10 protein-coding genes are annotated in these 11,805 nt (G+C 48.2%); 2 read left to right on the forward strand and 8 right to left on the reverse strand.

All coding sequences use genetic code 11. The features are described 5' to 3' along the window. Window positions 1–30: 30 nt before the first annotated feature. The 4 genes from fabF to BUB94_RS06130 all read right to left on the reverse strand — a co-directional run bounded on the left by fabF (window position 31) and on the right by BUB94_RS06130 (window position 5,647). Entirely contained in the window at window positions 31–1,284 is a 1,254-nt protein-coding gene (fabF, locus tag BUB94_RS06110; protein WP_073161390.1) for a beta-ketoacyl-ACP synthase II, read from the reverse strand. Between the two features lie 79 nt (window positions 1,285–1,363). Continuing rightward, window positions 1,364–3,067, reverse strand: a complete 1,704-nt coding sequence (locus BUB94_RS06115; protein ID WP_073235426.1) for an AMP-binding protein — start codon at window positions 3,065–3,067, stop codon at window positions 1,364–1,366. Window positions 3,068–3,094: 27 nt separating this feature from the next. Beyond that, window positions 3,095–3,868, reverse strand: a complete 774-nt coding sequence (locus BUB94_RS06120) for a DUF2334 domain-containing protein (protein WP_073235110.1) — start codon at window positions 3,866–3,868, stop codon at window positions 3,095–3,097. A 612-nt stretch (window positions 3,869–4,480) separates the two neighbouring features. Further along, window positions 4,481–5,647 carry a hypothetical protein gene (locus BUB94_RS06130; RefSeq protein ID WP_073235116.1) on the reverse strand — a complete coding sequence of 389 codons (1,167 nt, stop codon included), beginning with the start codon at window positions 5,645–5,647 and terminating at the stop codon, window positions 4,481–4,483. A 312-nt stretch (window positions 5,648–5,959) separates the two neighbouring features. Between BUB94_RS06130 and BUB94_RS06140 the strand changes: the two genes are divergently transcribed. Next, window positions 5,960–6,964 carry a hypothetical protein gene (locus tag BUB94_RS06140; protein WP_139258421.1) on the forward strand — a complete coding sequence of 335 codons (1,005 nt, stop codon included), beginning with the start codon at window positions 5,960–5,962 and terminating at the stop codon, window positions 6,962–6,964. Window positions 6,965–7,134: 170 nt separating this feature from the next. Here the strand turns inward: BUB94_RS06140 and BUB94_RS06145 are convergent, their stop codons facing one another. The 3 genes from BUB94_RS06145 to rpsD all read right to left on the reverse strand — a co-directional run bounded on the left by BUB94_RS06145 (window position 7,135) and on the right by rpsD (window position 10,010). Beyond that, window positions 7,135–8,382, reverse strand: coding sequence for a hypothetical protein (locus tag BUB94_RS06145; RefSeq protein WP_139260149.1), 1,248 nt, complete (start codon window positions 8,380–8,382; stop codon window positions 7,135–7,137). 9 nt (window positions 8,383–8,391) lie between these two features. Next, entirely contained in the window at window positions 8,392–9,204 is an 813-nt protein-coding gene (locus tag BUB94_RS06150) for a TIGR02147 family protein (protein ID WP_073235122.1), read from the reverse strand. A 200-nt stretch (window positions 9,205–9,404) separates the two neighbouring features. Then, window positions 9,405–10,010: a 30S ribosomal protein S4 gene (gene rpsD / locus BUB94_RS06155; protein WP_073160538.1), complete on the reverse strand. Its 606-nt coding sequence runs from the start codon at window positions 10,008–10,010 to the stop codon at window positions 9,405–9,407. A gap of 342 nt (window positions 10,011–10,352) precedes the next feature. Here rpsD and BUB94_RS06160 point away from each other — a divergent pair, with 342 nt between their 5' ends. Beyond that, complete coding sequence (locus BUB94_RS06160) at window positions 10,353–10,757, forward strand: sugar 3,4-ketoisomerase (RefSeq protein WP_073160540.1); 405 nt, start codon at window positions 10,353–10,355, stop codon at window positions 10,755–10,757. A gap of 27 nt (window positions 10,758–10,784) precedes the next feature. Here the strand turns inward: BUB94_RS06160 and BUB94_RS06165 are convergent, their stop codons facing one another. After that, on the reverse strand, window positions 10,785–11,798 hold the full coding sequence (locus BUB94_RS06165) for a GNAT family N-acetyltransferase (RefSeq protein ID WP_073235125.1): 1,014 nt from the start codon (window positions 11,796–11,798) through the stop codon (window positions 10,785–10,787). Window positions 11,799–11,805 lie beyond the last annotated feature (7 nt).

Consider the following 11,805-nt stretch of genomic DNA (forward strand, 5'->3'; position numbering starts at 1 on the left):
GGATTTTTTTGTGTTCATAAGGTTTGAAGTTTATTCTTCGAACTTCTTAATAATCACGATACCGTTGTGACCGCCGAAGCCCAGGGAGGCAGAGGCTGCACAGTCGATGTTGCCCTTGACGCCAACATTGGGAACGTAGTCCAGGTCGCATTCCGGATCCGGAGTTTCGTAGTTGATGGTGGCGGGGTAGAAGGAGTTGCAAACAGCCAGGGTGGTAATGATGGCTTCGCAGACACCGGCGGCACCTACGCAGTGACCGGTCATGCTCTTGGTGCTGGACACCTTGATTTCGCGGGCGCGCTTTTCGCCCAGGGCAATCTTCAGCATGGCGGTTTCAGTCAGGTCGTTCAGGTGGGTAGAAGTACCGTGGGCGTTGTAGTAGTCGATATCTTCGGGAGTAACGCCAGCGTCCTTCATGGCGCGTTCGAAAGCCTTGGCGCAGATGGAACCATCGGGGCGGGGGCTGGTAATGTGGTAGTTGTCGGCAGAAGCGCCGTAGCCAGCCAGTTCGGCGTAGATCTTGGCGCCGCGGGCCTTTGCGTGTTCCAGTTCTTCGAGAACGAGAACGGCGCCGCCTTCACCCATGATAAAGCCGGAACGGTCCTTGTCGAAGGGGCGGCTAGCCTTTTCGGGGCAGTCGTTGAACTTGTCGGTGAGGGCGTGCATGCCGGCGAAGGCCTTGATGGAGTAGTCGGTAATACCGCTTTCGGAACCACCGGCAAGGCAGACGTCCAGACGACCGGAGCGGACTGCATCCAGGGCAACGCCGATAGCGTCGGTACCGGAAGCGCAAGCAGTTGCAATAGTCCAGGCGCAACCGTTAATGCCCAGGGCGATGGTCACGTTGGCAGCGGCTTCGTTGGGAATCAGTTCGGCCATAGCCAGCGGAGAAACGCGGCGCTTGTTGCCATCTACATACTGGTTGAAGGTGCTGTCGAGAATGTCCATGCCGCCGAGACCGCTACCTGCGATGACGCCGGTGGTATCTGCGTGGAGGATTTCTTCGGTGAGCTTGGAGTCGGCGACGGCTTCGTTGGCGGCAGCCAGCAGGAACTGGGTGAAGCGTGCCATGCGGCGGGCTTCCTTAGGGTCGATCCCGTGTTCTTCGGGCTTGAATTCCTTGACTTCTGCGGCAATCTTGACGGGGCAGTTGGTGGCGTCGAACAAGGTGATGGGGCCTACGCCGCACTTGCCTTCTTCGATGGCCTTCCACAGGTCATTAACGTTCTTGCCAACGGGTGTAACAGCACCCATACCGGTAATCACAACTCTTCTTCTGTTCATAGAATTCTCGTTAAAAGTTTTGGTCAAATATAGAAATCCCAGCGCATTTTACGCCGGGATTCCTTAGACTTTGTCCTGTTTACTTTTCGGCTCCGTTAGCTTCGGACTTTGCTTCTGTCGTTGCCTTTTCCTTGTCGTTGTCGCGGATAGTGGCGCGACGGATCTTGCCGCTGATGGTCTTGGGCAGTTCAGAAACGAAGTCGATGTAGCGGGGGCTCTTGTAAGCAGCAGCCACCTTCTTTGTGAACAGCTGGATTTCCTTGGCCAGTTCCTTGGAAGCCTCGTAACCCTTGTGGAGCACGATGGTTGCCTTGACGGCCTGGCCGCGGGCTGCGTCTTCTACGCCAGTCACAGCCACTTCCATAACGGCAGGATGCTGATGGAGAACTTCTTCCACTTCAAAGGGACTTACGCGGTAGCCAGAGGTCTTGATCAGGTCGTCGGTACGTCCCACGAACCAGAAGTAACCATCCTTGTCCTTCCAGGCGGTATCGCCGGTGTGGTAAACACCACCTTCGAAAACCTTCTCGGTACGTTCCGGATCGCGGTAGTAACCGCCGAACAGGCCGAAGGGCTTGCCGCCATCGATGCGGATGATGATTTCGCCCACTTCTTCAACGCCGCAGGAAGTTCCGTCGGGGTTGATGATGTCCAGGTTATAGCCGGGGGAGGGGCGGCCCATGGAACCGGGCTTGGCTTCCATCCATTCGTAGTTGCCGGTAATGAGGGTGGATTCGGTCTGACCGTAACCTTCGCGAAGTTTATGGCCGGTCTTTTCGAGCCACCTATTGAAAATGTCGGAACTGAGAGCTTCGCCTGCGGTAACGCAGTAGGTGAGGCTAGACAGGTCGTACTTGCTCAAATCCTGCTGCAGCAAGTAGCGGTAGGCGGTAGGCGGTGCGCAGAATGTGGTAATCTTGTATTCTGCCATCTTTTCCAGCATCTTGCCGGGGATGAACACCTTCATGTCGTATACAAAGACTGCGGAACCTGCAATCCACTGACCGTAGATCTTGCCCCACATGGCCTTTGCCCAGCCGGTTTCTGCAATACTCAGGTGACGTCCGCCATCTACGACGTGCTGCCAGAAACGTGCGGTATTGATGTGTCCCAACGGGTAAGTAAAGGTGTGGGCCACCATCTTGGGGTTGCTGGATGTTCCGCTGGTAAAATAGACCAGCATGATGTCGTCATTCTTGGTAGCTTCTTCGCCGACCGGACGGGGAAATTCCGGAGACATGATTTCGTAGTCGTCGTAGAAACTGATCCAGCCTTGACGGGCCTGGCCGATAGTCACAAGCTTTTCTACGGAGGAGCACTTAGACTTGGCGGTCTCCACTTCCTTCTGGAGGGAGGGCTCGTCGTAGGATACCACCATCTTGATTTCTGCAGCATCGAAACGGTATTCCAGATCGTGGGCGGAAAGCATGTTGGTGGCGGGGATGACGATGGCGCCAATGCGGTGAAGGGCTATGATGAAGAACCAGAATTCATAGCGACGGCGGAGGATAAGCATCACGCGGTCGCCCTTCTTGATTCCCTGTTCCTTCAGGAAGTTTGCTGTACGCTGGGAGGCACGGGAAAGGTCCTTGAAGGTGAAGATATGACTTTCGTCGTTATCGTCGCACCATACCAGGGCTTCGCGTTTAGGTTCGTTCTTTGCGTACTCGTCTACGACGTCGTAAGCGAAGTTGAAATTGTCGGGGATAGAAATCTTGAAGTTCTCGTGGAGATCTTCATAGGAATTGTAGTCAACTCGACTTAAAAATTTGTTTAAAATCATCATTCGTTCCGTTATGATTATGGACGATTACAGGTCCTTGTACATCACTTTTTCACGCATGGTGGATACGTAACGGATTAAGTTCAAAATTCTCTTTTCGCCAATGGTAAAGAAATCCTTCTGGTGGAATACCAGACGGGGAATGCCGCCGGGGAGCATCATGGTCAGGCAGGCTCTGGTCTGGGCGATTCCCAGAAGAATATCTGGGACGATGGAGAAGCTGAGAGCCTTGGATGGAATCTTCTTGATGGAGCCGTCTCTCTTGCTGTAAATAAAATGCAGGTCTTCGTAATTGTCGAACTGTTCCAGAGCCTGTTCACGCAGGTGGCGGTTGCCGAACCAGATGGGCGGGACAAAGCCAGAGGGAATGGCGTGGCTGCAGTTGGCCTTCCAAAGGGCAAGGCTGCGTTTCAGGAGGGCGATGGTGAATTTTTCATCGAGACCGGCGAATTCGGCTTCGTTGCCGGAAATCCATTGGGCAATTTTACCAACCCATGTTCTGTTGACAGCCAGGTCTGCACGGTGGTGTGCCCCGTGAATCATGATTTCGTAGCCTTCGTCAACGAACTGCTGGATGGTTGCCTGGAATTCTTCGGCTTCGGATTCCGGAACACCGCCGATGGAGGGGACCACGGCGATACTGATGGGGGAACCTGCAGCTTCTGCCAGCTTGCGGATTTGTACGGAAGCCTTCTTGAAATTCTTCGCATTGAAGTTATGATAGCACAGAATGAACTTCTTTCGCTTGTTGCGATATTCTTCAGCAGCTTGAAGGTCGGCAATATCCTTATTGATTTCCATAATAAACCTTTGGTGTTCTCGTTAAAGATTGTCTTTGTCGAGCTTGTTGTTGACGAAAATGTGGAATGCAGCAAACAGGGCGGCTGCGACAACGGCCAGTCTGCAGATCATCTTGCTAAAGGAATTTTCCATATTGGACTCCGTTTAATTTTTTTTATAAAATAGAATAAAATGAAGGCGGAAATTCGCTTGAGATGTTTTTTTAACTTATGAAAAAGTACCTTGCAAACTCAAGGATTGTAAGTTTTCTATAAGTTTGTTTTTTTTTGTAAAATTTCGCTTTTTTTACGGTTCCCGGTTCTCGGCGACCCAAATTTTGACCGTGCTATTGCTTTCAACTATAGCGTGCAGGTAATGTAGGCCGCTAATTAGGTGTCCACGGGAGTCCAGTTCCAGGCAAACTCCATAAGTGTCGAACCGCCCCTTCTTCATCTGGATGGCGGTGGCATGAACCCTGGATTCATCGACGGATTCGTCGCTTAAGCTATTGGCGATGAGACCTCGGGCTGTTTCTGGGTCAATGTCTCTGAGTGAGCGTGTGCGGGCTGGAATCATATAAGCAAAAATAAAAAATACCGCCAGTTTCTTTCTGGCGGCATCCTTTTAAATGGGCTAGTTTTTAAGTAAACTTTCGCTGAACCATTCCGAATAGATTATGTTGTAATCGCCCCCGTTGGACCATCGAGCGCTTAAGACGCTTTGGGAGGATAAGACAGATCTGTCATTAATGATGTTTTCGCAGTCCTCGATAAGGAATTTTGCAGACGTAAAAGTGTCAAAAGAAAGATCGAGATATTTTATCTGGAGAACCATTATGGTGTCTGAAGAAACCTTGGTAAGGACGCTTCCTGTAGGTTCGTTGAGTGGTAATGCGACCACGTAGTATTTACAGGATTTATCCCTTTTTGAAAAATGTCCGATTGAATCCGTTTTAGGGAAACAGGAGGAAATATGCTTTCTATCGACGGGATAGATATTGTTGTCTATGTCTGGGTAGGGGTAGGAGCTCGTGGAATCCTGATTCGTTTGACACTCCGAATCCGAGATATATGCCATTACATGTTTGTCGAAGGACAAATCTTCTGGGTCGGCATACTGCAGTGCGAGACGATTCAGTGTATTGACCGTTGTATCAACAACGACAGGATCCGCCTTGGGGTCATGTTTGTTTGGAAGAGTTATTTCGGGCTGCTCTTGGGGCTCGGCTTCGTTAACGATCTTGCAGCTGAGATCCATTGATTTGCTAAATGCTTTTTCTACATCATCAATGGATGTGGCCTCAGTTTCTGTTACGCAGGCGTAATTGAAGCTGTTTCCCTTAATATAAAGTGAATCTGCTATGATGTTTACATCGTCCTTTCCGCCTGTGCAGGCTTTTGACAAGTTGATAACCAGACTGTCAATGTTGGCTGCTAGATGGCGGCCAAAGAAAGCCATGTTGAGTTGTCCTTGGCTGATTTTTGCGATACCGATAATACCGGAATAATCGGGCTCGTATGGAATTACGGGACATGATGCTTTTACGGCGTTTTCTTTTTTGTAGATTTCAATGTTTGTTAAACCTACCGAACGGCTGTCTGTTTTGGACGTGCTGAGGGTGAGTATTTCTTTCAAGTCGATGGCGATGCTGCTTGACGATTGTGTGTCGGCTTTCGGGGCAGAACTACTGCTTGTAGTTTCGTTGTCGTCGATAGGACTTCCTGAAACCTGATCGTCCGAACATGCCATGAACATCAGCAGGCTTAAAATCCCTGCGGTGGTAAAGAATATTTTTTTCATGTAAACCTCCTAACCTTAAAAAAACGTGCTTTTGGGGTTCCCCAATTGCATTTTCATCCCCGAATATACCTTCTTTTCTTAATAAAAGCTATACTTTTTTTTTATTCAAAAAATGAATGGCGCTAGTTAAAAAACACACCCCATTAGAAACTGAGATTTACCTACCTAAAAACTGTATCTTAGATACTTGGTCTAACCTAATTTTTGTTAGGTTAGACCATTTTTTTAGTATTTTTTTTTTTCAGTAAATTCAACATAAAATGGCAGTCCTACACATTAGTAGAACATAGCCAAAATGTTTATATTCAAGATATGCGTGGGTTAGTTTTTACAATTCTTATTTCTTTGCTGGTCTGGGCTTGTGATCCGGGATTACATGATGGTGGCTATGTGGATCTCCATGCGGTTACAAAGGCCGTGCATCGTCCATCGGTTTTGGAAGTTTCAGTAGACGTCTCTGGAAAATTAGACAGCGTCGCCGTGACATATAGCGACTGCTACCGCAATCGTGATATATCTGTTGTTGATTCCGTTGTGTTGTGCCCATCGAAAGTTCATCACGATGGAGACGATGTAGAAACCCATTGTCATGACTTTTGGGGTCAATGTTCGGGACCATGGACTGCGAAAATTCCTTTGGATGAAGATCATCATTTGCGTTTTGACTTGCTGGACGAAGATAGCGTGACGAAATCCTACGATGTGGATATGACTCCTTATCTAAATGCCGTAGTCAAGGAAAATGAGTCTTTTAAAATTTCTACTTATGACGAGGGGGTTCGGTTAGATGCGTACGTGTGGGCGAATGATATGACGGTGTCTGATGATGGAAGCTTGTTGGAAACGTGCTTTGAATATAGTGTTGATAGTGTAGCCTATGACTCGTCCTATAAATGTTGCCAGGGAAGTGTTGGAAAAAAAGAATGGGATAAGTTTTGCAGCGATTATATAAATGAATCTGGTTATGGGGTGTATCTTTCGGGAGAAGAAATGTGCATGCAAACTCCAAGCAGGGAGACCTGTATATCCGATTCCGTTTCACTGGTGGTAAGTGAGTATCATCCTGTAAAAAATGGGAGCGTTCCTTGTAAGAAACTCTCGTTGAATCGTAAGGCGATTGTGGATGACTTGTGGATTGTGGATGATTATGTTCGTCGTTCTCAAGTAAAGGATTCGTTGGATGCCTTTTTTGATGAAGCTGTGGTTGGTTTTGCTTATAAGAAAAATTTTGTTTGGCTTGCAACCTACGGCATAGGTGAGCAAAGTTCCTTTGAAACGGATTCTATTGTTGTTCTGTTGAAGTATTCGGAAAAGTAATCCCTGTTCTCTTTATTTTACAATCGCTCTCGGGTTACTCCCGAGGGCTTTTTTTGTGAGAAGTTGCATTCGTCAAAAAAATGTTGGCTATGTTCTTTCAAAGTGTAGATGTAATATAAAAAAAGAAACGCCCGCATTTTCTGCGGGTGTCTGTATCTTGAGAGAGAATCTTAATTGTCAAGAAGGGCTTCGCTATACCATTCTCCGTAGGCTCGTACTTTGTATTCATTGCTGGTTCCGCATAACCAACGGCTACTTTGGGCGTAGCGATTCTTTACCACCGTATTTTCGTTGATGATTCCTTCGCAGTCTTCAATAAGGTAGATTACATGTGCATGTGAAATCATATTTGTGACTGCGCATCCGAACAGTTCGCCTTGCTTTTTGTAAAAACCACGGCCAATGCTCATTGCTGTAATGGTATCCTGGGCTACCTTGGTAAGAACGTGGGCTGTAGGCTGGTTTGAGTCAGAATTATTAATTACATAGTACTTGCAAGACGTTTCTTTTTTGGAAAACTTCCCTATGGAATCCGTAGTAGGGAAACATGCAGAGATGTCCTCTTTTTCGATGAAGTTTATTGCCTTTGTATTGATGGGTATGTACGTTTCGGTTTTGACAGGGGAGCTTATGGCGTTGATACATTCCGTACTCAGGTTGCTGTTATATGCTAATACATGACTGTCGAAGGATAAATCCTCCGGTCTCGCGAACTGGGCTGCGTATGCACTCAAGGTTCTGGAACTGGTGTCGATAGAAATGGTGTCGGGATCTTCCTCTGAAAATTCGATGATTGGTTCTCTGTTGGCAGCGCTTGCGCTATCCTGGGAGTCTTGCTTTACCTTGTTTTTCAGGACCTTGCATTGAACAGCCATGGCATCGTTGAATTTGAAAAGAGCTTCATCGATGTTCATAATGTCGGTTGTGGTTACGCAGGCAAAGTCGAAACCATTTGCAGTGGTAATCAAGGAATCTATTGAAGCGTTTGCGGCGTCAAAGGTGTATGCGCAGGTCTTCTTGAGCATATCGACCATTTTGTCTACGTCAACCCTTAAGTTTCTGCCGGAAAAACCTCTTGTAATTAGCCCGTCCTGGATTCTTGTAACACCAGTGAGTTCCTGTTCTGCGGCCTTGCAACTAGCCGACGCTGCGTTTTCCTCCTCATAGGTGTTTACAGAGACGATATCCTGTATTACGCTGCTAGCAGTTGCTTCGGTGGAGAAAGTGTAGAGTTGGTCGAAATCGATGACCGCGTTGAATAAACTACCGGAAGAGCTTTCTGCTGATTCGACGCTGCTTGACGATGTATTCTCTGCGATGCCGTTGGGTTCTATGGCGTTTCCTGCGGTATTGTTGTCGGTGCAAGCGGTAAGTGCCAGCAAGCTCAATGTGCCCATTGCCATGATTTGTTTTTTCATATTTGCCTCCTAAACCTTTTTAGTAAATGGGAATAATTGAATGTTCATGCGGTAAACCTGGTCCAGGTTCTCGCAGTTGGCGGTGATGGCATTGATGCGTCTGCAACAATTTTCCAGTTCTTCTACCACCTTGCCGTAAAGTTCCTCGTTGATCCCCATGGTAATTCCCATGAAATGTCGCTCTTCGGTTGAATACCTGTCAACAGCCTTTTCTGCATAATTGGCCATCATCCGGTGCATGGCTCGAATTGCCAGGGGCATCGCCTCCTTGGATCCTACTACAGTTTTTTCTGTCTGGGTGTAACTGCCGTTTTCGTTTTTCAGGAAACCCCGCTTCACAAGAAATTTTAAAATGCGGCTTACGTCTTCTGCCGAAACATCTTCATTGCAGGCTGCCGCCAATTCGTGGGGCTTTGCTCCCGGCATCATGGGGGCCAGTTCTCGAATGACGGGGTATTCCCAGGACTGGTAAAATTCAAAAGCATCGCCGTCAATGACGCGGGCCTTATGTTCCTTTGCCATTTCATCCATCTGAAGCAAGATGGATTTTTTGGAAAGGTCGTCTTTGGCGTTGTCCAGGGAAACCAATAGGCGAAAATAGTCTGCCTCGTAGCCCGTCAGGTCCATGGCGTGAGCCACGGATTCTGTCTTGACCTTGCTCAACTTGCTTTTGCCGTCGCAAACCAACTTCAGGTAGTTGGGGGAGGTGAATCCGGCCAACTTGTTGAATTCTCTCCAAGAGAAGGCGGATGTCCTTTTTCTCTCTTCGTAGAAGTCCCTAATGTACTGTCGGAAATCAGTGTAACTTATGATGTTCTTCATGTTATCAAATATAGGTTCTGAGCAGGAAAAATAACTTGTTTATTATACGAAAAACGTGTTTTTACGTAAAATATTTAGATTTTAATAAAAATTTTAAAGAAATTATTTCTTTATTATACGTCTTGTGTTATAAAAAAGAAACACCCCGCTTGCGCGAGGTGTCTCCAAATGTTCCAGTTGTCGTTGGATCGACTCTCGGACTAACGAGAGTAGTATTCCACAACGAGCTGTTCTTCAAGCTGAACGGGGATCTGGTCGCGGAGCGGGAGCTTCACGAGAGAGCCGGACATCTTGTTAGCATCGACAGTCAGATATTCGGGAACAGCTGCGCCAGCGGCGAGTGCTTCCTTGATCTGTGCATGTTCCTTAGACTGTTCGCGAACTGCAATCACGTCGCCGGCCTTGAGCTGACGAGAGGGAGAGAAGCTGCGGACGCCGTTCACGGTGAAGTGACCGTGAGCAACATACTGACGAGCAGCGAAGATGGTGCGAGCGAAGCCCATGCGGAGCACTGCTGCGTCCAGACGGGTTTCCAGCAAGATCATCAGGTTGTCACCAGCAGAACCTGCGCGACGGTTTGCTTCGGCGTAAGCCTTAGCGAGCTGTGCTTCGGAAATGTTGTAGGTGAAACGGAGACGCTGCTTTTCGACGAGCTGCTGCTTGTAAACAGAAGAGGACTTCTTGCGGTTCTGACCATGCTGGCCAGGTGCGAAGTGACGGCGGTCGAGAGCCTTCTGAGTCTTCTGAGAAACAGCAAGGTCCAGGGAACGGGCAACCTTGCCCTTAGGTCCACGGAAAGAGGACATATTAACCTCGTAAAAGGAAGCTCTTTGGTTAATGACGTATGCTGGTAGAGCTTAACACGACATACGCTAGATGTTGGAGCTATATATAGAAAATCCAATAGGGGTTTTCAAGTGTCATAGGAGTTCACGCAAGGAAATCCGGCTACCAGCGGGGAAACTTCCACCGGAGGAACGAGGTGGTGAGGTCGGAGCGGAGCTCCTAGAGGGGGTCTGGTCGCGTCTAGCGACGCTAGATGTCAGAAAAATGCACCATTAACCCCCTATAAAACCTCTAGCACGCTTGCGTGCGACCTCACACCTGAAGCGCAGCGTTCCTCACTCCATTTTGTCTATATTTATCTCATGAATTGGAACGAACCGCAGATTATTGATATTCCTATTGTACACGATGAACGTGGTAATTTGAGTGTTGTGGAAGGGGGACAACTGGTCCCTTTCGATATCAAGCGTGTTTATTATCTGTATGATGTTCCCGGTGGATCTACCCGCGGGGGGCACGCCCATCGCAAGCTTCGTCAGCTGATTTTTGCGGCCAGTGGCAGTTTTGACGTGGTTCTGGACGATGGTAAGACACGTCAGAAGTTCCAGTTGAACCGTTCCTACAAGGGGTTGTATATCCCCACCATGACTTGGCGTGAAATCGAGAATTTCTCTTCTGGCGCAGTATGCATGGTTCTTGCTTCGGAACATTACGAAGAAGCCGACTACATATATGAATATGAAGACTTCCTCAAAGAAGTTAGATGATGCATGGGGGCTACGGCCCCTGCGTCGTTAAAAATTTTTTGTGTAGTAGGTGTTGAGGGAGGCTTTGCCGCCTAGGCCTTCCTTGAACTTGAACAGGGTTTCGTTCAGGTATTTGCCGCCATCTTCGGTGGAGATTCCCCAGGACACGTTCTTGAAACCCTTGGTTGCCGCTTCGCGCATGATGGACGTGAGGACTGCCACGGTTGGGTTGAATGCGTCAAAGCTTGGGTCTGGGGCGATGTACTGGTAGTGTACGGCCTTGGTTTCAGGGAAGACGAAGAACATGGCTCCTGCGATGAGGTTTTCCCTGCCGGTTTCATCTTTGCCGAAAATGCCTCGAAGCCAAATGTTATCTGCAATGCGGGCGGAAGCGAGATCCTTGATTTCCTCGATGGAATGGACTGGCTTGACGTTGTACTTGGCTTTTGAAATTTTCAGAAATTCGTAGAACGGTCCGAGTTCTTCAGCCTCGATGGGGCGGTAAATGATGTCTTTGTGTTCGGCCTTGTATTTTTCGTATGCTTTAACCTGTCTGCGCTTAGCCCCTTCGCAGAGATCAAAAGGATCGGCGAATGTTCCATCCGGCGCAGAAACGATGGTTGTTACGGCGCTTAGTTCAGTATGTCTTTCGTAGCCCAGGTGCTCTAACAGGTATTCCACAAGGGCAGGGGATTCCTGACTAAATACGGCCGGGGTTAGTTTCAGACGGACTTTTCTAAAATTCTTTGCGAAATATTCGTCGGCGAATTTCAGGATTTCCTGCAGGCGGCTGGCGGTGTAAAAATCCTTTGAAATGACGGGGCCGCCGAAGGTGGAACCTTGGTGGGATATGAATTCTCCGTCTGCTGTAACCGTGCCGGGGAAATAGGCTGTTATGATTCCGCTTTTGTGGATGGCGAAGCTTGCATCCTTGAATCGATCTTCCGGATGGTAGTTCAAAAATTGCCGGGTCTGTAGAAAGGTGCCGTTGACGGACTCCCGGTTCACAAACCGGTCCAGTCGTTGGTCCAATTCCTTGTTGTAGGGCAAAATCTCGAACATATTCACA

The organism is Fibrobacter sp. UWH9 (assembly GCF_900129715.1).
Classification (GTDB): Bacteria; Fibrobacterota; Fibrobacteria; order Fibrobacterales; family Fibrobacteraceae; genus Fibrobacter.

What these genes read in the sequence shown, in the direction of transcription:
- BUB94_RS06150 (WP_073235122.1), bottom strand. Translation starts at nt 9,204, where the DNA reads ATGAAGAACATCATAAGTTACACTGATTTCCGACAGTACATTAGGGAC.
- BUB94_RS06140 (WP_139258421.1), top strand. Translation starts at nt 5,960, where the DNA reads ATGCGTGGGTTAGTTTTTACAATTCTTATTTCTTTGCTGGTCTGGGCT.
- BUB94_RS06115 (WP_073235426.1), bottom strand. Translation starts at nt 3,067, where the DNA reads ATGATTTTAAACAAATTTTTAAGTCGAGTTGACTACAATTCCTATGAA.
- BUB94_RS06145 (WP_139260149.1), bottom strand. Translation starts at nt 8,382, where the DNA reads ATGAAAAAACAAATCATGGCAATGGGCACATTGAGCTTGCTGGCACTT.
- BUB94_RS06165 (WP_073235125.1), bottom strand. Translation starts at nt 11,798, where the DNA reads ATGTTCGAGATTTTGCCCTACAACAAGGAATTGGACCAACGACTGGAC.
- fabF (WP_073161390.1), bottom strand. Translation starts at nt 1,284, where the DNA reads ATGAACAGAAGAAGAGTTGTGATTACCGGTATGGGTGCTGTTACACCC.
- rpsD (WP_073160538.1), bottom strand. Translation starts at nt 10,010, where the DNA reads ATGTCCTCTTTCCGTGGACCTAAGGGCAAGGTTGCCCGTTCCCTGGAC.
- BUB94_RS06130 (WP_073235116.1), bottom strand. Translation starts at nt 5,647, where the DNA reads ATGAAAAAAATATTCTTTACCACCGCAGGGATTTTAAGCCTGCTGATG.
- BUB94_RS06160 (WP_073160540.1), top strand. Translation starts at nt 10,353, where the DNA reads ATGAATTGGAACGAACCGCAGATTATTGATATTCCTATTGTACACGAT.
- BUB94_RS06120 (WP_073235110.1), bottom strand. Translation starts at nt 3,868, where the DNA reads ATGGAAATCAATAAGGATATTGCCGACCTTCAAGCTGCTGAAGAATAT.